We start from the raw sequence: 20,788 nt of genomic DNA, 5'->3' as shown, positions 1-20,788 counted from the left end.
TCCTATTCTAAACGAAAAAAAAACATATTTAAACATTAAATTTAAACAATTTTAAATAATTTTTATTTACAATATATTCTATCATTATTTGAAGTGGAGTATTAATTTAATAATAAGAGTTATATGTATGTATTTGGAAATTCTAAGGAGAACTTCATATGTTGACCTTATTTTTAATTTCAGTTAATATAATTGTGTAAAATTAAATTGATGTAAATTTATATAAGGAGAGATTAAGGCATGCCTAACCAACAATCTGATGAAGCGCACTATATTAAACAGATGCAACAAATGTTACAAGAAAAAATGAAAAAAACGTATCCAAGCGGTCAAACCAAACGAGATGCTCATCCGAAGCATTTAGCTTTATTAAAGGCATCTTTTGTCATAGCCGATCAAATTCCCGATAAGCTACGTGTAGGGATTTTGCGTGAACAAAAAACTTATCCTGCGTGGGTTCGCATCTCGAACTCGAGTGGCCAGATTCAATCCGATACAAAAAAAGATTTTCGCGGAATCGCGATCAAATTATATGACGTAGAAGGTGAAAAATATATAGATGACGAGCATCATACACAAGACTTTGTGCTCCTATCACATCCAACCATGCCCCTCGGTACAGTGAAGTTATTTCATGATGCCGTATATTACACGACAAAATGGTCTCCTTTTCTCTTTTTAGCTAAAATGCTTCTGACTGGACATGCTCGCAAACTAAAAGAATTAAAAAAAGGCAAGAAAAACCACACTTCTCCCTTAGATATTCGATATTGGAGTACGACTCCTTATCAATTTGGAACTGACCATGTGGTGAAGTATGCAATCGTACCTACCTCCACCTACACAAGCAAACTTCCTCATCCATTAACAGATCGTTACTTGACTGATAACATAGCCAAACACCTGTCCGAACACGAGGCGACATTTGATTTTATGATTCAATTACAAAAAGACCCTATTCAAATGCCAATTGAAGATGCAAGCGTCAAGTGGGATGAAAAAGATTCCCCCTTCATCAAAGTGGCTACACTTATAATACCGAAACAATCCTTCCAAACAGAAAAACGTAATCAATTAGCCGAATCCTTCTCCTTTTCACCGGGACATTGCTTAAAAGAGCATCAACCATTAGGCGGGATTAATCGGGCCCGAGTAGAAATCTATCAAAGTCTTGCACACTTCAGACATCAACGTGATCATAGAGCATTAACCGAACCCCATGATCTAGAATCAGAATAGCATCATATATTTTTCACTAAACCTCCATACCTATCGCCAACGCAAAAAGTGGTATACTATCTCTATAAGTAAGACAAACCGCTTCTTTGTACCCATGTGAAAGGAATTTGAAAATGAATGCATTACTAAAAAAGCCCGTCCCGCCTTTAGAATCGACTAGCATTGCTGTCGGTTTTTTGCTTGGGATTATCGTATTAAGCTTAACATCCAACTTGACAACGACTTTTTTCACCATCGTTGGCTATGTCATTGTCACCAAATTACTAGAATATAAAATTGCGGCCTTCAAGCAAACGAAAATACCGCTGTGGATTGCCTTAATACTTAATATTGTGTTTGTAGTTGGTGCATTATTGATTTATAGCTGGCTTATGTAAAAATAAAACCCCAAACAACTCTTACATAAGTTGTTTGGGGTTTTATTTTTAATACGGATTAGCAGCATGCCCCTCTGCTTCTTTTGCGCCTGGCATCCTATGATTTTGTAAACCCATTTCCACACGCTTACCGTAATCTTCATCACACTGTTTAAATAGCTCAATCATGCGACTTTGAATAGGGAGTTGACATCCTGACAGTTGCTCTACGAGGTTTGCGATTAAATCTTCGCGTTCCCAATCCTCAAGTATATGATAGCGCTCCCCAGCTTGTTTGAAGTTATTCTCGCGTTCAATTTTTTCGCGCACCACATTTCCTTCTACATGAGGCGTGTGGTCTTTTGCTTCTTTAGGCGCTTCGTCTAGTCCTCCTAATGAAGAAGGTTCATAGTTAACATGTGGGTTTTGCCCTTCAGCTAAATCGACGTGCATGGTCATCTGTCCATCTCGCTGATTGGTAGCCACATGCTTGAGTGGTGCGTTGATGGGTAATTGAAGGTAGTTAGCTCCTACACGGTAGCGCTGTGTATCGGAATACGAAAATGTACGACCTTGGAGGAGTTTATCATCGGAAAAATCGAGCCCATCCACCAGCACACCCGTTCCAAAAGCGGCTTGTTCTACTTCAGCGAAGTAGTTTTGCGGGTTTTTGTTTAGGACCATTCTACCTACTGGTAAAAAGGGAAACTGTTCAGTTGGCCATAATTTAGTTGGATCAAGCGGGTCAAAATCAAGTTCTGGATGCGCATCATCACTCATAATTTGGACGCATAGCTCCCATTCTGGGAATTCTCCCCTTTCGATCGACTCATATAAATCTTCAGTTGCATGGTTAAAGTTGGTCGCCTGCATTTCTTCTGCTTCTTTAGCCGTTAAGTTTTTAATCTCTTGCTTCGGTTCCCAATGATATTTGATTAAAACAGCTTCTCCCTCTTCATTTACCCACTTGTATGTATTTACGCCAGAACCTTGCATTTGACGATAATTAGCAGGAATCCCCCATGGAGAGAATAAAAAGGTAATCATATGCATCGCTTCCGGTGTATTACTGATAAAGTCAAAAATCCGCTCTCCATCTTGGCGATTGGTTACCGGATCCGGCTTAAAAGCATGTACTAAATCTGGAAACTTGAGCGGATCACGAATGAAAAATACTTTCAAGTTATTTCCAACCAAATCCCAGTTACCATCTTCCGTATAAAACTTCACAGCAAACCCACGTGGATCGCGTAATGTCTCAGGTGAATGCCCACCATGAATAACAGATGAAAATCTCACAAATACAGGTGTTTGCTTCCCTTTTTCCTGAAATAATTTAGCACGTGTATACTTGGCTATCGGCTCTTCCCCTACCGTTCCATATGCTTCAAAGTACCCGTGAGCACCTGCACCCCGGGCATGTACCACCCGCTCAGGAATTCGTTCACGATCAAAGTGGGTTATTTTCTCGAGAAAGTCATAGTTTTCTAATACCGTAGGGCCTCTATTCCCTACACTACGAATACTTTGATTATCCGTTACCGGGTGCCCTTGTCGATTCGTCAATGTTTGTTCTTGTTCATTTTTATCAGACAACATACTCACTCCTTTAATGCAACATTTAGGAGTAGTATGAAGCGCATCTTTACTTTTATGCAAGCGATTGATTTTTGCATCACCGCATGCTTGCAACTTTTAACCGATTCTCGTCAAGCATACAAATAAAAAGAATCCACCATATATCATTATGATTGATATTACAAATACCTTTGCTGATACAGTCGGGCGGGTGAATTTTTTTCGATAAATCGATAGAATGATCCCCATTACGATTACCACACCCATTACACCAATAGCTGGAATCAATAAATGATCCAATACTATAATTATTACAAATGTTAATAGCTGGAAAATGAGTTCCCACACAGAACGACGTCGTTTCAACATTGTATACACTCCGTTATAAATGGGTTAATATCTGGTACAGATATTTCAATATGAAATAAACAAGCAGATAGGAATTATTAGTAAAAATTATAGCATTAAAAATACTGCCACTTCATGATTAGCGAATCAATCCGTTTCATCCATCATGGCATATCCCATTTTACTAAGGTTTAATGAAGTAGTATCCTGTTAATAAAAGAACACTTAAAACCATTAAAATGGAAACATTAATCTTTGTCCTAAAAAAACCTTTTTCCATACCTTTTAAAAAAGATTCTGATAATTCCCTCTTTTTCCTAAGTTCTTTATTCAACTCACCAATAAATCTATGTTCTTGCACGATCCATAATAGAAAAAAGATATAAAATAATACTAAACAGCCCAATCCATATTACTGTCACTCATCTCTGTTAGTATCACTTCATTTAAATTAAGTATAATGATTCTGCTTAATTATGTTGCAAAAAAAAAGAAAAAAATCCGATCTACTATTAGTACAATAATTATGATATCTAATACATGATTGATATAAATAATATTAATATACCATCACGATTGTTATAAACATATACATCGTTTTACGCATCCAAGACCCAATCAATTTCATATGATCTCTCTTTCTTTACTGGAGTAGACACACATACCCATGCATGAGCAAGATAATATAGTTCTGACTATTTTTTTATTTTCAAATTTAGGTGTCAATTTCTTTTTTCTCTATTCAAATAAAGCCCTATTCACTAGCATTTTCATATTGACTAACCCATTATAATGAGCCGTAAAAGGCTTGTCTATTCTAAAGAATAGGTAATGATAAATAAATAATTGGAGTTTATCCAAAGATCAAACATACTAGTGTAACCAGTTTTTAGAAAAACACCTCCGATACCTTGGTAACCTGGTGGAGGTGAGAATGTGCAAGTATACAGAGCACATTTTTTCTTCATTCCTGTTCAAACATGTACGTTTACAAGATTTTTCTATATAAAAATCGTGTATTTTGGTTAATCGACATGATTGATCTTTGCCATCTCATCCCCTATTAGGAATCGTTCATCATAATCTTTAGTAGCATATATTTCAATTGCTAAAAGACCGTCTAATTGTTTATTACCAAAAATAAAGCGGATATCTTGCTCTTCTAACTGAAGCGTAATCTGAGCATCGCCCCCACTTAGTTGCAGTACATACCGACTCTGCAAATAATACCAACCGGCTTCCTTATCATAGCGATATCCTAAATACGTATACGGGTTCTCGACAGATCCTGTTTCACTCACGAGATTGTCATAGTTATACGCGGCTACTATACTTCCGCTAGCATTAGTCAGAGCGATGACGTCGCCATGACCGTTTAGCTAGTACCACGCGTCATGCTGACGGGTTGGATACCATTAAAGATGTAGCTGGCTACCACTTGGTTCTGCGCATCGGTTTCATGGGTGACGTTTGTGTCTTCGTCGTAATGGAACTGGTTCCCGAAGCTGTGCCGTCCGCACGGTAGGTGTACGACCTTGCTTTGGTAGATTTATCTTTGCTTTCTGATTTAGTTAAATCCTTCTTTTTTACATCAAGAAATATATTATTGTAAACACAAGTAGAAATATTAAAAAACTGAGTGACAATTCGATCCAGAAGTTTAAATAGGATTTATTTGAGGAAGTACGATATATTTTATAACAAATAAAAAATGATCCAGTCCCTAAAAAGCCTATAATACCAAATTGAAGACTTATTAAATCACCTAATAGCGGATTCGTTATCCATCCATATGAGAGTGCAATGATAACGAAGTAATAATACATTCTTTCTAACCTATACATGATAACCTCCGCATATATTTATTTGAATTACTCTCTTGTGATGAAGACAATGTGCGCTATTATACTGGGAGTGAAACAGGAGTTTAGACTTTATTAAAAATGCAAGCTCCTGCTCATATTTATGCTATCGGTACCGTTGGAATCCTAAATATATACCGTAACCCAGATTCCATGCGTCTACAATAAATGCTGATGAAAATATTTTTAATCCTACTTTTAAAGCAACTTTTAAGGTAATACGACTAGCATTCTTAATTATCGAATATTTCAATCGTCTACCAATAATGCTGCGAAGACTCCTAGTTGCTTTCTGATATTTTAATCTAGATGTTAATCCAGAAGTGATCGCAGTTCCGCCTAGTGTATAAAACCAATTTAGAACTGCTCCAGCATTTTTCCAACCAACATAAGTAGAGAGCCAATATCTGATACCATATTTTATAGCATATACCCATCTCTTATATAGTTAGTAATGCCCATCTGGATCAATTCCGTTAATCGGATTCCACTCTGTATAAGCATACTTAATTAAACTTAGAGGTCAATCATCAAACCCATCAAACGTATCCCTCGTAATAAATCTTCTAATCTCAGAATTATAATACCAACTCTGCAAATAACACAACCCGGTTTCCTTATCATAGCGATACCCCGCATACGTATACGAGTTCTCCACAAATCCTGTTTTACTCACGAGATTGAAATAGGCGTCATAGTTGTGGCTACTGCACTTCCACTCGTATTGGTTAGCGCGATCACATCACCATGGCCGTTTAGCTGGTAGTAGTAGGCTTGTCCACCACGGGTCATGCTGACAGGTTGGATGCCATTAAAGGTGTAGCTGGCTACCACTTGATTCTGCGCATCGGTTTCATGGGTGACGTTTTTGTTTTCGTCGTAATGGAACGTAATGGTTCCCCGAAGCTGTGGTTTTGGTCTGACGCATCCCTTCTGCAGAGAAAATCATTCATAATCTTCTCTGCATAGTTGACCTCGTGAGGACTCGAGTCTTCAATACAAAAAAGCATTCGAGAACTCTTCTTGATTTAAAAGATACACGAAAATTTATAATATTTCAAACTTTACGTCCGATTTTTAGCAGGAACAAAACTGTGGAAAGTCTGTCCTTAAAAAACACCTCCAATAGCTTCATAACACATTGGAGGTGGAAATGCGTAAGCTTACAGAGTGAGTTCTCACTTCACTTCATATCTGTCATAGAATTTATCTAACCGTTTTATCACCTGTTAGGAATAGTTCATCATAATCTTCAGTAGCATATATTTCAATAGCTAAAAGATCGTCTAATTGTTCATTACCAAAAATAAAATGTATATCTTGTTCTTCTAACTGAAGCGTAACCTTAGCATCGCCCTTACTCAGTTGCAGTACATAATACATGTTTTCATTTTTATATTTCTTATCAAATTGCTTATTACCACGAATAAGCTCTCTTATTTTATGAGAGTTGTTCGGAAAAAACTCCACACCAATCAACTTGTTATTTTTATCAAAGTCCAATATGAGCTCACTATCTTCATCTAACTCACGACAATGACCATGTGGGACTCTCTTAGAAATTAAGTAAAGATAGCCCATATTAACTTGAGGATCATAGGTTAAAATGCTTTTTCTCATCATATATACTCCTTGTATATTTATTTTTCAACTCGGGTTAATCACCAACAGTCTATTTCTAAAAAATCGTCCACAGGAGTTAGAATAAACGCATATGGATGAAGACTTTTCAGTCTTTTCTTTTGAAATGGTTATGTCATTTTCAATCTCTTGCCAAAGGCCTTTCTCTTTGTAGTGAATCGGCTCCAAATACTGCTCTTATATGTAAGTTATACCATTGCCTTTTAAGTAAGTTTTCGAATTCTCCGAACGAAGTTCAGGAGCTTCTTGGACTGCGTTTAATTTTACATTTTCTGCTTTTTTCGCTGCGTATACATTGGCGTACTCAGGAAGAAAAACAGATGACGTGATTACGATAGTCAAAACTATTGCTAAAGTTTTGAATCTAATTCTCCATTTGCGATTGTTCATTTAAGGTCCTATTTCCTTTCATAAACAAATGATTAGGAGTATAACATAAAGTCGATTTTAATAATTTATCCCTTTTTATATTGATTAGCTTATTATATTGAGCCGGCACAACCTTGTCAATATGAAATGCTGTTTGTATAAAAATAAATATTGACTATTCATCTTTTTATTTTATAATTAAAATCCATTATAAATTAATTTACATACAGTGCTTATTTCGATATTTTTCCTATAGCTATACAGTTTGGAACAAATGATGTTGAACCCATCATAATATTTATTTGAAAAAATGATAAAAGAGGAGTATTTTGTGATTCATTTGATAGACATAGCGTAATGCTAACAGTCTCTTATGGGGAAGATATGCTTAAGAAGTTTTGTCCGCTCTAGCTAGAGCGGACTTTTTTGAAAAATTTGCAATCTCATTTATTTAATATCTAAATGTTTACTCGCATCATTTTTATGCACTTGATAATATTCGATAATTCGGGGAAGGTATTCTTTTAGGTCCGGACATGAGATGCCTGAGTCTTTGAGTGCCAATTGGGTTTGTGTGGTGTCGTAAACGGCTTCATAGATAAAATAATCAATTGCTTCTTTTTCTACCTGTAACTTTTGCCGTAATAAGGGAATTGAAAATAATCCTTTCAAAATCGTTGGTGATACCACTCCGGCAGGGTCTTGTTTTCGATATCCCTGGCTGAGCATTTGATAGACTTCGTTCATCTGATAAGGTTTCGGATCGGTAAGATGATAGGTAGCGCCGATTCCTTTTTGGTCTCGTGTTAAATACTCAGTCGCTTCCGTGATGTAATCAATGGGCACAAAATTCCCTTCAGCCTTTCCTTTTCCGATAAATGGGGAAATCGGCATTCCCTCTAAACGATCCATGATATTTAAAAAGAAATAGGGGCCATCAAACTTGCTCGTCTCTCCTGTGTTGGAGTCTCCAATTACAATACCAGGTCGCACAATCGTAGTTGGAATTCGATCCATTTGAGCTTTCACTTTGACTTCCGCTACATACTTCGTTTGTTCATACCAATTTTTGAAGGACTGATTCGCCTCTAATTCGTTTTCTAAAATTCTACCCTCACGTTTCCCAGATACATAAGCTGTACTAAAGTATATGTAATGCTTTAGCTCAGTAAGGGTTATTAACCATTGGTTGACATGTTCGGTCCCGAGGACATTTATTTTTTCAGCTACATGTTGCTCTACCGCTAGGTCGTAGATCGCAGCTAAATGAAACACATGAGTAATAGATCCTGCCAGCTCCGACTGAATATCGGCTGGTATCGCCAAATTTTTTTCTGTGATATCGCCTGTGATCACGCGAAAAAGATGTAACGGTACTTGTTCTCGCTCGGCAATATGTGCCAGCTCAGCTTCAGCCTTCGATACCATATGGGGTAATACAAGCAGGACAATCTTACTTAAATCGGATCTTTTCCGAATGAGTTGCCTGATTAATCGGGATGATATGAAACCCGGAAACCCAGTGAAAAAATAATGTGACATCCCCTCTCCCCCTTCATATACAGGATGCTTACTTTATTTCTACACGTTTTAGCACAGATTCAAACCATTTTTCCCATTCCTCAGTCTGTTCACCTACTAGCCACTTTTGATCAATTTTATCCACATGTTTGAATCCGTGACCACCGAGTGCAAAGCTTAGATGTTTAAACTGATTTTGTAATGTTTCAATAGTAGTCAATGCTTCAGGCAGATATTCAGAGATGGTAAGTGACATGGCGACAAATTGAATATGATGCTTGACGATGATCTCATCTAATCCTTCACACGGCATATTAGGCCCTAGATAGATCACTTTTACACCTTTTTGTCGTAAAAATAGGGTAAACAATAATAATCCGACTTGATGATGTTCACCTTGTGGACACAGCGCAAGAAATGACGGTAAAAATGGATAGGTTGGAAATACGTGTAACATCATATAGCAACGCTGAATTAGGAATTGAGTCGCATAATGCTCTTGGGCAACTGTGATACGTCCTGCTGCCCAGTCATGTCCAATGCGATGCATAAGTGGAACGAGGACGTGCATGAAAATTTGATCATAGCGATACAGCGAAAAGCTTGATTCGACTGTTTCCGTCGCTTTCTCTCCTTCAAATGAGATCAAATGCTGATAAAGGGCATCTTCAATGTCTGTAAATTGATGCGGTACTTGGTGTGGCAGAGATTTAGATGTCTTCGCCTGCTTTTGCTTAAGTTGCACCACTGCCTGTGAAATCGTTAGGCCTTCGTGTTCAAGCTGATGCTTAATCCATTTCAGTGCTTCTATATCTTGCTCCGAATAAAGACGATGTCCTCCTTGTGTGCGCGCAGAAGGCTTCAAATCATATCTGCGCTCCCACGCTCGCAAGGTCACAGCAGGCACATCGATCATTTTCGATACGACTTTTATATTATACACATGACTCACTCTTTACTTGATTAAGATCAATTACATATTAGTTTACTTATTTTGTACAGTATGATCAAATCATGTTCAAACAGGGTATTACATTTATACAAATCTTTGTGGTGAGGTGAATAATGATGAAGGTTGTACAATGGATCAGTTTTACACTCTGGTTGATCATGACATTTTCGATTGGTTATGGTTTGATTTATGGCGACTTCTGGGGTGAAGGAGCACAGCTACTGCAATTACTATGGGGAAAATTGACACTGATTGATTTTTATGTCGGTATTACACTCTTTTCCATGTGGATCGTCTATAGAGAAAAGAAAGTTATGCACATATTAATCTGGATTTTCTTTTTTATCATCCTCGGCAACTGGACAACTGCACTATATGTCTTTATTACTTGTATAAGAAGTAGAGGAAATTGGCAAGTTTTTTGGCAAGGTTGAGTAGAGCGCGTTAATGCGCTCTACTTCTTTTTGGGAAACCATGGAATAAATTGATTCGTTCGCTTTGCATATTCCCGAAATTCAGGTTTTTGCATATACTTCTTCTCCAATAAGGGGACACCAGACACCTTTAATAATAAAAAGGTTAGTGCAATCGGAGCGTATACCGTAGCGATGCCGTATGGAACTGCAAGTGCAAGCATAAAAATACCCCACCAAAGTAAAGATTCTCCGAAATAGTTGGGATGTCGCGTATACTTCCATAACCCGGATTGAATCACTTTTCCCTTATTATTTGGGTTTTGTTTAAATCGATACAGTTGTTGATCCGATATCGCTTCAAAACCAAATCCGATCAACCATAGCGTAATACCTAAGTAATCTAGCCAGCCAAGTGAAGAGCCATTATCCATGGTATATACGATAAAGAGTGGAAAAGATAGGAGAAACAAAATCACACCTTGAAACATATAAACACGGACGAAGCTGATGAGGGCAACGCGATCTCCCCATCTTTTGCGCATATCTTGATAGCGATAATCTTCTTCTTTTCCTCTTCCACGTATATAGATATAGCCAGACAGACGCAGTCCCCAGATTGTTACCAGTATGGTCAGGATGATTTGCCGCGTTGTCGGTTCTGATACATACCCCAAACCTATCCAAGATAGCAGAACAAAGCCTCCACCCCATGCGATATCTACAATGGATAAGTCATGAATGCGCTGGGCGATAAACCATATGCATGTCATATATAAAAAAAGTACAGCACCGGCAATGCCGATTAAGTCTAGCATGAACAATCACTCTCCCTTTTTATTTCTATCCCTATCATACATTAATTTGTACACTTTTTGTATAAGTTTAAGGTTATTATTGTACAGTTTAATTCACCATGTTAAAGTAAAGGAAAGAGATTCTTATATTCCCTACAGAGGAAGGACGCTCATTCTATGCATAAAAAAATTGCTTGGGTCACAGATAGCACTGCCCAAATACCAGAGAACCTTCTCTTACAACACGATATATTCGTCATCCCCTTAGGTATTCTTTTTTATGATCAAGTCTATGCCGAAGGTGTCGATCTAAACACCACAGAGCTATATGACAAAATAGAACATTACAAATCGATACCTACTACTTCTCAGCCTACAATCGGTCAATTTGTATCTTTATATGAAAAACTAAAAGAAAGTTTTGATCATATTATTGCGGTTCATTTAAGTAGTGAATTAAGTGGAACCTACCAAACGAGCTTAATGGCTGCACAAATGGTCGATCACCCGATTGAGGTCGTCGATACACGCATCCTTTCTTATCCCCTTACGATGATGATTGAAAAAGGCATTCATTTGGCACAAACGGGTATGGAACCGAGTCAAATTGCTGATATTTTGCGCTTAGAACATAAAAGATTTGATAATTACATATTAGTAGGAAACTTAGAACAATTATATAAAGGAGGACGCTTGAACGGGGTTCAACTCTTTCTCGGTAGCATCTTAAAAATAAAGCCTGTTTTATGTATTAGAGATGGTGGTGTTCAACTATTTGGTCGTTTTCGCACACAGAGAAGAGCCTTACGGACAATTTTGAATCAACTGCATGCAGCTAAGCAACAGCATGTGATCCGCCGCATCATGATCTTACAGGCTGATGTGATGGAAGAAGCATTACAGATCAAGCAAACGCTACTTCAATCTTACAAAGATATTGAAATATACATTGGCCCTTTAAGTGGGACTATAGGTGTACATGGTGGTAGAGGTAGTCTCGTCATCGCATGGATGCGAGAAGATAGCGACTCCAAGTGAATCAACTTGGAGTCGCTATCTCAGAGTTTGGCAGTAAACTGAATTTTATTTCCTGGTTGTAAGCGTTGATCAAGGTAGTGATTGAGATCCCCACTGATAAGGCGTACAATTGATGCTTCCGTCTCATTTTCCATTTGGACAACCATCTGTATCCCATCTACCTCTATTTCTTTTAACGGTGGTGCTTCTTCATTCAAATTGGAGAAAATAAGTTCTTCCGGGAGTGCTGTATAATAAATCATTGTAATAACTCCTCTTGCGTACTTTCTTTTCGTTCTTTTATCATGCGATTTAATTCTGAGAGCGCACTGGAAATCCCACCTACACGATCAATCAAGCCGTATGTAACTGCATCTTTACCGATCACATTGGTACCGATGTCGCGGGCCAGATCTCCCGTTCGAAACATTAATTCACGGAAGTTTTTTTCTCCAATATTGGAATGTTGCTCTACAAAGCGAATGACTCGATCCTGCATTTTTTCTAAATACTCAAAGGTTTGTGGAACACCAATCACTAAGCCTGTTAACCGAACGGGGTGAATCGTCATCGTAGCTGTTTCAGCGATAAAAGAAACATCCGCTGCCACAGCAATCGGAACTCCAATACTATGCCCCCCGCCAAGTACAATGGAAACCGTCGGTTTACTCATCGTAGCAATCATTTCAGCGATCGCCAGTCCAGCTTCTACGTCCCCACCTACTGTATTGAGAATAATGATCATACCTTCAATATTTTTATTTTGTTCGGCTGCCACAATTTGCGGAATAATATGCTCGTACTTGGTTGTTTTGTTTTGCGGTGGCATAACCAAATGTCCTTCTACCTGTCCAATCACATTCATACAATAAATATTTGATTCCAGTTGAGGAACATTGGTTTGCCCTAGTTGCTGAATGGCTTGTGCTACACTTTTACGTTTCGCATCATCGTCTGGTGTCGGAGTCGACTCTTTGGTTTGCTCATTATTTTCCATATCAATCACCCTTTTCCCATATCATTGTTGCTAGTATGTACCTAAAAGCCCTACTTTATTTTTCATATGCTATACTGGGATTGAATTGATACAAACCTTCGGGGCAGGTGCAATTCCTGACCGGCGGTGATCATCCGAACGAGGGGTGTAAGCCCGCGACTCATAATCTCAGATTATGACTGACTGAGTGAAAATCTTAGGCCGACGGTATAGTCCGGATGGGAGAAGGTGAAATTCATTTTGTTGAATGGTTCATATGCTCATTCACAAAACAAATTTCTGAATATCCATTTTTGTTTAAATGGATATTCTCCACTAAGGTGCGTTCAATTCAAAAATCATGTTTGAGGAGGATTTTTGAATGAAGCAGTCTACATTAAACAAAGTAGAAATGGCAATCGAAGCTGTGAAAAACGGGGAAATGGTGATTATCCAAGATGATCAAAGCCGCGAAAATGAAGGGGACTTGGTATTTGCTGCCGAATTCGTCACCCCTGAACACGTCAACTTTATGGCGATGTATGGACGCGGTTTAATTTGTGTTCCTATGTTAGCAGAACAACTTCAAGTACTGAATCTTCCGCAGATGGTCGAACAAAACGAAGAAGCCATGCGTACCGCATTTACCGTATCAGTTGATGCAATTGAAGGTGTTCACACCGGTATTTCAGCTCACGAACGCAGCTTAACGATACAAGCATTAGCGAATCCAACTGCTAAAGCAACTGATTTTGTCAGACCAGGTCATATCTTCCCACTGTGCGCCCGCCCCAATGGCGTATTTGAACGCCGAGGACAAACAGAAGCATCTATTGATTTGATGCGACTGGCACAATTAAATCCTGTAGCCGTCATATGTGAAATCATGAACGATGATGGAACGATGGCAAGACGATCTGATCTAGAGCTTTTCTCCAATCGATATCAAATGCCACTACTTACAATAGAAGAAATATGTGTCTATCGGCAGATGCATAACTAACTTTATTGCCCATAAAAAAGAGAGAGCCTGGGTGCTCTCTCTACTTCTGTAATAGTAAGGTAACTTCAGAACGATTATGAAATAGCTCCTTCACTCGCAATACCTGGTATTTTTTTTGTAAGTGAGATACCGCCTGCTCAATCACCTTCAAGCCTTGTTTCTTTCTCAACTTCAAAGTCATGATTGCATACGCACCTGGTTTGAGTACATCGGCTGCTTCTAACATCAAATCGACGGACTCTCGTACATGCATGCGCATATCATTGACCAGCAGATCAAAGTCGGCCTCAGCCTGATTAGGCAAAAAGACTTGCGCAGTCTGCTTAAAGTGCTTACAGTTATGATTTTTTCGCAGCGAAGGATGCAAATCTGCCGGATCAATCGCAAACACATGAAATCCACGCTGAAGAAGTACACGCGTCCATCCACCTGGAGAAGCCCCTAAATCAAGTGCTAATCCTCGCGAAGGAAGCTGTATGTCAAATGCTTCAATCGCTTCTAGCAATTTAAATTCAGCACGTGATATCTGCTCCTCCTCATGCTTAAAGCGATGATGACCGCCAGCCCAGCTGCTTAAATTATCAGCTGTCCGTGATATCCCCACGTATGCCTGCTCTGAATCGACCACAATCGAAACGACCTGCTCAGGGTTTTTCACATCTAAGGCATACCCTTCTGCTTGTAGCCACTCTGAAACAACACGGTTAATATCAAATCGTTTAAAGCGTGATTGTTTCGGTTGCGTGATTCTTGTTTGGATGGAAAACGACTTAGACTTGTCCAATAACGCAACTTGAGCTTGAACAGCTCCTAAAATCTGTTGCAAATCTTCGTCTACGGATTGCTCAAGTGTAAGGGTATCGCAGACGGGAAAAACATGCTGCAAAAAAATGGGTGGCCGCTTTCTTAAAGCGGTAATGACCTGCTCATAACCGACACGCAATCGAATCAGTCCCATTCCTTCATCCAACCAACGCACCAACTTCGCTTCCCGATCGACGGCAAATATTTCATTTAAACTTACTTGTAACGATTCCGGTTTTACTGTAATCATCATTTCTTCTATCGACATCGTCTACTATCTCCTCTATCTTCAAGCAGTTTTACCCACTTCTGCTTCATACACAATTAGACCTAATATATAAGTTTAGCATTTAGACGATGTTCGATACAATAGCCATCCGCTATCGAATGAAAAAATCCTCATCGGTATGATCTGATCTTCGACCACCGTTTATTTTGGTTAATCAACACAACTAGCATTAGTAAATAAGTGAATATTCAAAATAATAATAAACCAGCTTACTTTACTCTTTTAAGCTTCTGCTGCTTCTCTTTCTTCTTTTTCATCCATTTAGGATAGTACCATAAGCCAAATCCACTGATAGTAAGAATTAGACAACCCATCGCCACAATATCCAACACAATCGTTAAATCCCATTTTTGACTACCAATTACAAACACGCCCGAGTTTAAGCTCGTAAGCGAGGTATCAATTCCTAGCAAAGCAGGATGTCGAAAGATCAGTCCGACAATACAGACGCCTACTAATAATAGCCCGATTATCATCCCCATGTAGAGGTGTGCTTGTTTTAACCATTTAAACCAGTTTATCTTCTGCTTAGAAAGCCTCGCTTTCTTTTTTTTATGATGCCGACTAGGAATTTCAGCTAAATATCGTGCGTTTTGTTTTTGTTCTTTTACTTGAGAAAGCTTTTTTCTGTGCTTCGTTCTCACTTCAGCTCGATTCAGATTACTCACTTCTTGTCTTAAGTAGTCTGCCATCCAAAAACCTCCCCTATTTTATGTATTTCCATACACTGATTTAACCGTATATCTAGAACGAACATACCCAATCATAAAATGAAGCAATAATCTTGATTTGCTTACTAACATTATTCATAAATTAACGCTTCATATCAATGGTAATATGTGACTCTGTCCTATAACACATGATGTATCAACCAAATGTTTGGAGGGTTTGCTCGTGTTACCTTCCTACTTATAAACGCATTCGATGAGCAAATGAAAAGAATAGATGTTTTAGCGGTATTGATTAAGGGTACTTCGGTTTACAGAGTATCATGCATGATAGATCAAAAAGATTGTGCTAAAGGTAAGTCCGCTTCAAGTCCCTTATTGAAAAGAATATCTTTCAGTCGTTCACCAATAATATGCTCAAGATCATTTATGGCTGTCAACTTCGGTCAAAAGTTAATTTGTATAAGGATTGAGGTCAAAGCGTGATTACATTTGAAAACGTGAGAAAAGTTTACCCAGATGGATTTGAGGCGTTAAAGGGAATTCATATGACAGTTGCCAAAGGCGAATTGGTTACATTGATCGGTCCCAGTGGATGTGGGAAAACAACGACAATGAAAATGGTCAATCGACTGATTGAACCTACAGAAGGAAAAGTATTAATCAATGGCGAGGATATTGCGCATAAAAACCCAGTGGAATTGAGAAGAGAGATCGGCTATGTGATTCAACAAATTGGTCTACTTCCACACATGACCATTTCCAAAAATGTGAGCTTAATTCCAAAGTTAAAAGGATGGGCGAAAGAAAGATATCTAAAGCGTGTCGATGAACTTCTCGATTTGGTTGGGTTAGATCCGACAGTATACCGTGATCGTTATCCTGCTGAATTAAGTGGAGGACAACAACAACGAGTAGGTGTGGCCCGCGCTTTAGCAGCAGAGCCCCCTATTATTTTAATGGACGAGCCTTTTAGTGCACTTGATCCCATCACAAGAGAACAATTGCAAGATGAACTCATAAGATTGCAGCAAGAGATACAAAAAACAATCGTTTTCGTCACGCACGATATTCGAGAAGCATTAAAGATATCCACAAAAATTGCGATTATGAAAGATGGAGAAATCGTTCAAACTGGAGAGCCTAATCAGATTGTAAAGGAACCTAAAAATGAGTTTGTCAAATCTTTTATTGGTGATGAACATTCGGGTTCGGATTGTGACGGTAGTAGGATGAGTTCGTATAAATGAAGGTAGCAAGGAAGATACTGCAAATAAAAATTGGTTTTGGAAAAGGGGTGCCATATGAGTGTCATTCAGGCATTTCTTGATGTACTCATCGAACGATGGGACGCGATCCTTACGGGCACGCTGGAACATTTGTACTTATCATTTGTTTCCGTTGCAATTGCCACATGTATTGCCGTTCCACTCGGGATCATACTCACACGAAAGCAACGTATTGCGGAACCGATCATTGGGATTACGGGTCTATTTCAGACAATCCCAAGTCTAGCACTGCTTGCATTTATGTTGCCGATTTTTGGTATCGGTATAACACCAGCCATTATTGCACTAACCATCTATTCATTACTTCCGATTTTGCGTAATACATACACTGGGATTTTAGGTGTAGATCGCTCAGCTGTGGAAGCCGGCAAAGGAATGGGCATGACTAATTTTCAGATTTTATACATTGTCGAGTTGCCTCTTTCACTTCCTATCATTATGGCAGGGATTCGAACGGCGACTGTTTTAACGATTGGTGTAGCTTCCCTTGCTGCTTTTATTGGTGCAGGTGGGTTAGGCGAGTTAATGTTTAGAGGATTACAAATGATGCGAAACGATTTAGTCTTAGCAGGTGCAATCCCCGCAGCACTTCTCGCGATCTTTTTTGACTTGATTTTACGCTGGGTTGAAGTGAAAACAACACCACGTGGATTAAAAAAATAGAGACAGGAATGGTTTTAATGAAGAAATTATGGCTAACTGTAAGCGTATTTATCTTACTTTTCGCGATTGGTTGTGGAAAGGAGCAGAACGATCAAACAGGGGAATCTGGTGTACCCGATCGTGAGATTGTCATTTCTGGAAAAAAATGGACTGAACAATATATTTTGCCTCATATTCTGGGCAAGTACATTGAATCAAAAACAGATTATCAAGTAGAAGTGAAAGAAGGGCTTGGACCGACCCCTATTTTGACACAAGCGCTAAAAGATGGCGATATTGATATTTATGTGGATTATACAGGTACAGGTTTATTAACCGTCTTAAAAGGAAGCTTAAAGCCGGAAGATACAAAAGAGACGGTCTATGAACGTGTGAAAACCGAATACAAAAAGCAATATAATTTAGTCTGGACTCAGCCACTCGGATTTAATAATACCAATGCCATTACATTACGCAAGGAACGCGCAACCGAACTAGGAGTAGAGACAGCATCTGACTTAGCTGCTATATCCGATCAACTTACATTTGGTGCCGATCCACCCTTTTTTGAGCGAGAGGATGGGTATAAATCGTTAGTAAAAACGTATGGATTTAAATTTAAGGATACCATGGATTTAGATACCAATATTAAATATGCGGCCTTAAATGAAAAAAAGGTAGATGTGATTAATGCATTTACAACAGATGGCTTTCTACCACGCTTTGATTTGAAAGTTGTAAAAGACGATCAAAACCTATTCCCACCGTATTATGCTGCACCGATTGTACGACAAGAGACACTGGATCAATTTCCAGAATTAGAAAAAACGCTGAATGAATTAGCAGATAAAATCGATGAGAATACCATGGCAAAATTAAATGCGCGTGTCGATATTGACCGGGAAAGTCCTGATAAAGTAGCAGAAGAATTTCTCAAAGAAGCAGGGCTCATTCAATGACAAAAGCAAACCGACCTTCTCAAATACGTGAAGGTTTCATTTGGAATGCGCTATTCGACTCCATAAAGGGATAAGCAACACCCACTTTCATCCCAACCCTAAAGAAATTGGACTTTACCACTCACGAAATCTGTAAAGCCCCCTGATTTACCTAATATACAGGTAAATCAGGGGGCTTTAATTTTATATGTGTTCAAATCCTCGTAGGTACGATCAAAACCATTTATGGCTCAAGGAATTATTACATGGTTAGACACGTTTCAAATCCTTATAGGTACGATCAAAACTTCAAAAAAAAATGTTAGAGAGACCATCTTGAGGATGTTTCAAATCCTTATAGGTACGATCAAAACTGACCAAACAAAAAAACCAAACGGTGACGTGATCTGGTTTCAAATCCTTATAGGTACGATCAAAACTTTATATGTTCGATTAGGATCGAATCCTTTTTCATTGTTTCAAATCCTTATAGGTACGATCAAAACACTGACAAAAACTCCATCAGTGATCGTCTTAAAAGGTTTCAAATCCTTATAGGTACGATCAAAACCCACCCAAGATTTAAGATTCCCACACTCTCTAAAAGTTTCAAATCCTTATAGGTACGATCAAAACCAAAAAAATGCTGAAGTTTATCTCTTTTTTAGTATAGAGAAAAGTGAGCGAATCGTCTATTTTATTTTGGGTATTTTCCTAGAAGTCAGGCAACTAATGTGTCGTCGATCCCCGGGGTTTACTACGCTACTGCAGGTCGACGAATCCTATTACCTAAATTCGCGATTTTTTCATTTTCATATTTCCCCATCAACATTCACCTCCAACTACGTTTTATGCCTAATCGTTTATACATGAGCCGAATACTACCTTTGCTATATTCTAATTTTTCAACCAGATCATCAAGTCTATGTTTTTGCGATAACTCAGTTAGATATTTTTGGACTTGCTGATCCGTCATCCCCAGTCGACTCTTAATATGCGTTTCAATTCTTTGGGCACCCGCGGTACGTAAGGGGATTTTGTATTTCAAGAGATAGTAACGGATTAACGTATGTGAACATGCTAAGATATCTGCACACGCTAAGATTGTTTTACCTTGTTTCACATATAAATCGTACAAGTAATCTTCTGTTAATTTACGGTTGTAGGGTCTCTTTGTCTCAATACCATAACGCTTGTACACCATTTGAGCAGAACTCGCTGAGCAGTTAAATACCTTTCCCAATTGGCTAAAACTGAGCATTTGAAAAAAACGAAGATGAATCAGATGCTCTTTTAGATCAACATCATCCATGCTGAGCTCTTCTTTCAATCGCTCTTCTACTTTGATTCTACCACGATTTTTTCTTTGGATTGGAATCTGATACAATACCAGATGTCTCCTCACCGTACTCGGCTGGCAATACAGCTTATTGGCACATGCTCGTATACTCTTATCCTCTACCACGTACATTTGGTATAACACCTCTGGACGAATATCTAGCATTTTTTTAATCGCTCCTTTTATTACTTGTGAATATTTCTTTGAGTAACTGGAAGGTCGTATTCTTCTTGAATAAACCCATGTGATCCATAGCTTCTACTGGATATTGACAGTCATCTAGGGTGAGTGCATGAACTTTTAGGAATGTTTTCATTTGACCCGGTTTTACAATCTCTTTACACATTCCTGTTTCAAGATGACAAACCATTAATTTACGTTCATATGCGTCAAACCATATCTTTATTTTCATTGGAGTCACTCCATTTAAGGATTTTTTCATTCTTTTTTTGGCTCCGGGATCGCAAACATATCAAATGAGTAGCCATGGACAATCACACCACTCTCTGGTTTTCTAAGAATCGTGACCCCCATGAGTGGAATCGTAATCTGACCATTTTCACAGCTCAAAGTGACCACTATTTTCGGCTTACAGCAAGAAATTGGAACTTGACCGAGCTTTTTTTTAAACTGAGTAAGATCACGCTCATCAAATGATTTGCACATCAATTAGCCCTCCCCAAGATCATAAATGGTTTCAAAAGTAATGTTTTACATGATTTATTTCATTTGATACGTCATGCATTT

23 protein-coding genes, 1 pseudogene, 1 CRISPR repeat array and 1 riboswitch are annotated in these 20,788 nt (G+C 38.4%); of the genes and pseudogenes, 8 read left to right on the top strand and 16 right to left on the bottom strand.

All coding sequences use genetic code 11. The features are described 5' to 3' along the window. The first annotated feature begins 240 nt into the window (after nucleotides 1–240). Together IC619_RS09995 and IC619_RS09990 are read left to right on the top strand one after the other, a co-directional pair. Nucleotides 241–1,239, top strand: coding sequence for a catalase family protein (locus IC619_RS09995; protein WP_191139907.1), 999 nt, complete (start codon nucleotides 241–243; stop codon nucleotides 1,237–1,239). A gap of 113 nt (nucleotides 1,240–1,352) precedes the next feature. Then, nucleotides 1,353–1,616, top strand: a complete 264-nt coding sequence (locus IC619_RS09990; protein ID WP_191139908.1) for a hypothetical protein — start codon at nucleotides 1,353–1,355, stop codon at nucleotides 1,614–1,616. 48 nt (nucleotides 1,617–1,664) lie between these two features. On the opposite strand, the gene IC619_RS09985 is transcribed toward IC619_RS09990, so the two are convergent. From IC619_RS09985 to IC619_RS17215, 8 genes are all read right to left on the bottom strand, one after another. Next, nucleotides 1,665–3,194: a catalase gene (locus tag IC619_RS09985; protein ID WP_191139909.1), complete on the bottom strand. Its 1,530-nt coding sequence runs from the start codon at nucleotides 3,192–3,194 to the stop codon at nucleotides 1,665–1,667. 96 nt (nucleotides 3,195–3,290) lie between these two features. After that, nucleotides 3,291–3,542, bottom strand: coding sequence for a hypothetical protein (locus tag IC619_RS09980; protein WP_213260877.1), 252 nt, complete (start codon nucleotides 3,540–3,542; stop codon nucleotides 3,291–3,293). Between the two features lie 1,004 nt (nucleotides 3,543–4,546). Next, nucleotides 4,547–4,822 carry a hypothetical protein gene (locus IC619_RS09975; RefSeq protein ID WP_191139910.1) on the bottom strand — a complete coding sequence of 92 codons (276 nt, stop codon included), beginning with the start codon at nucleotides 4,820–4,822 and terminating at the stop codon, nucleotides 4,547–4,549. A 1,084-nt stretch (nucleotides 4,823–5,906) separates the two neighbouring features. Next, nucleotides 5,907–6,041, bottom strand: coding sequence for an RHS repeat-associated core domain-containing protein (locus tag IC619_RS17335; RefSeq protein WP_191139911.1), 135 nt, complete (start codon nucleotides 6,039–6,041; stop codon nucleotides 5,907–5,909). Nucleotides 6,042–6,055: 14 nt separating this feature from the next. Continuing rightward, the gene (locus IC619_RS09965) at nucleotides 6,056–6,217 is read right to left on the bottom strand and encodes a hypothetical protein (protein ID WP_191139912.1); all 162 of its coding nucleotides are present in this window, start codon (nucleotides 6,215–6,217) and stop codon (nucleotides 6,056–6,058) included. Between the two features lie 372 nt (nucleotides 6,218–6,589). Next, nucleotides 6,590–7,003 (bottom strand): DUF2283 domain-containing protein, encoded by a 414-nt coding sequence (locus tag IC619_RS09960; RefSeq protein WP_191139913.1) that lies wholly within the window; start codon nucleotides 7,001–7,003, stop codon nucleotides 6,590–6,592. An 837-nt stretch (nucleotides 7,004–7,840) separates the two neighbouring features. Further along, nucleotides 7,841–8,935: an SDR family oxidoreductase gene (locus tag IC619_RS09955; RefSeq protein ID WP_191139914.1), complete on the bottom strand. Its 1,095-nt coding sequence runs from the start codon at nucleotides 8,933–8,935 to the stop codon at nucleotides 7,841–7,843. A gap of 28 nt (nucleotides 8,936–8,963) precedes the next feature. Beyond that, complete coding sequence (locus IC619_RS17215) at nucleotides 8,964–9,857, bottom strand: MerR family transcriptional regulator (protein WP_191139915.1); 894 nt, start codon at nucleotides 9,855–9,857, stop codon at nucleotides 8,964–8,966. 125 nt (nucleotides 9,858–9,982) lie between these two features. Here IC619_RS17215 and IC619_RS09945 point away from each other — a divergent pair, with 125 nt between their 5' ends. Then, the gene (locus tag IC619_RS09945; RefSeq protein ID WP_191139916.1) at nucleotides 9,983–10,300 is read left to right on the top strand and encodes a DUF1475 family protein; all 318 of its coding nucleotides are present in this window, start codon (nucleotides 9,983–9,985) and stop codon (nucleotides 10,298–10,300) included. Between the two features lie 20 nt (nucleotides 10,301–10,320). Here IC619_RS09945 and IC619_RS09940 read toward each other — a convergent pair whose 3' ends face one another. Then, nucleotides 10,321–11,097, bottom strand: coding sequence for a DUF1295 domain-containing protein (locus tag IC619_RS09940; RefSeq protein ID WP_191139917.1), 777 nt, complete (start codon nucleotides 11,095–11,097; stop codon nucleotides 10,321–10,323). A 156-nt stretch (nucleotides 11,098–11,253) separates the two neighbouring features. On the opposite strand from IC619_RS09940, the gene IC619_RS09935 reads away from it, so the two are divergent. Then, entirely contained in the window at nucleotides 11,254–12,114 is an 861-nt protein-coding gene (locus IC619_RS09935) for a DegV family protein (protein WP_191139918.1), read from the top strand. A 20-nt stretch (nucleotides 12,115–12,134) separates the two neighbouring features. On the opposite strand, the gene IC619_RS09930 is transcribed toward IC619_RS09935, so the two are convergent. Next, on the bottom strand, nucleotides 12,135–12,356 hold the full coding sequence (locus tag IC619_RS09930) for a YlzJ-like family protein (protein ID WP_191139919.1): 222 nt from the start codon (nucleotides 12,354–12,356) through the stop codon (nucleotides 12,135–12,137). Continuing rightward, nucleotides 12,353–13,090 carry a ClpP family protease gene (locus IC619_RS09925; protein WP_191139920.1) on the bottom strand — a complete coding sequence of 246 codons (738 nt, stop codon included), beginning with the start codon at nucleotides 13,088–13,090 and terminating at the stop codon, nucleotides 12,353–12,355. The genes IC619_RS09930 and IC619_RS09925 overlap by 4 nt, the downstream gene beginning before the upstream one ends. A 90-nt stretch (nucleotides 13,091–13,180) precedes the next feature. Beyond that, nucleotides 13,181–13,324: riboswitch (FMN riboswitch) on the top strand. A 127-nt stretch (nucleotides 13,325–13,451) separates the two neighbouring features. On the opposite strand from IC619_RS09925, the gene ribB reads away from it, so the two are divergent. Then, a complete protein-coding gene (gene ribB / locus IC619_RS09920; RefSeq protein WP_191139921.1) occupies nucleotides 13,452–14,072 on the top strand; it encodes a 3,4-dihydroxy-2-butanone-4-phosphate synthase in 621 nt (206 codons plus the stop codon). A gap of 40 nt (nucleotides 14,073–14,112) precedes the next feature. Here the strand turns inward: ribB and IC619_RS09915 are convergent, their stop codons facing one another. Beyond that, the gene (locus tag IC619_RS09915; protein ID WP_191139922.1) at nucleotides 14,113–15,144 is read right to left on the bottom strand and encodes an SAM-dependent methyltransferase; all 1,032 of its coding nucleotides are present in this window, start codon (nucleotides 15,142–15,144) and stop codon (nucleotides 14,113–14,115) included. Between the two features lie 230 nt (nucleotides 15,145–15,374). After that, nucleotides 15,375–15,857 (bottom strand): hypothetical protein, encoded by a 483-nt coding sequence (locus IC619_RS09910; RefSeq protein WP_191139923.1) that lies wholly within the window; start codon nucleotides 15,855–15,857, stop codon nucleotides 15,375–15,377. 458 nt (nucleotides 15,858–16,315) lie between these two features. Between IC619_RS09910 and IC619_RS09905 the strand changes: the two are divergent. From IC619_RS09905 to IC619_RS09895, 3 genes and pseudogenes are all read left to right on the top strand, one after another. Beyond that, nucleotides 16,316–17,035 (top strand): annotated as a pseudogene (locus IC619_RS09905) (ABC transporter ATP-binding protein); the annotation flags it as partial. A gap of 102 nt (nucleotides 17,036–17,137) precedes the next feature. Next, on the top strand, nucleotides 17,138–17,785 hold the full coding sequence (locus IC619_RS09900) for an ABC transporter permease (RefSeq protein ID WP_191139925.1): 648 nt from the start codon (nucleotides 17,138–17,140) through the stop codon (nucleotides 17,783–17,785). Between the two features lie 17 nt (nucleotides 17,786–17,802). After that, nucleotides 17,803–18,723, top strand: coding sequence for a glycine betaine ABC transporter substrate-binding protein (locus tag IC619_RS09895; protein WP_191139926.1), 921 nt, complete (start codon nucleotides 17,803–17,805; stop codon nucleotides 18,721–18,723). Between the two features lie 190 nt (nucleotides 18,724–18,913). After that, nucleotides 18,914–19,338: direct repeats of the CRISPR family, unit length 30 nt; unit sequence GTTTCAAATCCTTATAGGTACGATCAAAAC. A 196-nt stretch (nucleotides 19,339–19,534) separates the two neighbouring features. Here the strand turns inward: IC619_RS09895 and IC619_RS09890 are convergent. The 3 genes from IC619_RS09890 to IC619_RS09880 are packed head-to-tail and all read right to left on the bottom strand — an operon-like array spanning nucleotide 19,535 to nucleotide 20,707. Continuing rightward, nucleotides 19,535–20,206 (bottom strand): hypothetical protein, encoded by a 672-nt coding sequence (locus tag IC619_RS09890; RefSeq protein WP_191139927.1) that lies wholly within the window; start codon nucleotides 20,204–20,206, stop codon nucleotides 19,535–19,537. Nucleotides 20,207–20,210: 4 nt separating this feature from the next. Then, nucleotides 20,211–20,453: a hypothetical protein gene (locus IC619_RS09885; RefSeq protein ID WP_191139928.1), complete on the bottom strand. Its 243-nt coding sequence runs from the start codon at nucleotides 20,451–20,453 to the stop codon at nucleotides 20,211–20,213. Between the two features lie 26 nt (nucleotides 20,454–20,479). Next, on the bottom strand, nucleotides 20,480–20,707 hold the full coding sequence (locus IC619_RS09880) for a hypothetical protein (protein WP_191139929.1): 228 nt from the start codon (nucleotides 20,705–20,707) through the stop codon (nucleotides 20,480–20,482). Nucleotides 20,708–20,788 lie beyond the last annotated feature (81 nt).

It is taken from the genome of Polycladospora coralii (assembly GCF_014773435.2).
Taxonomy (GTDB): Bacteria; Bacillota; Bacilli; order Thermoactinomycetales; family Thermoactinomycetaceae; genus Polycladospora; species Polycladospora coralii.
The sequence above is the reverse complement of the archived record's forward strand: the minus strand, read 5'-3'. Positions and strand labels throughout refer to the sequence as shown.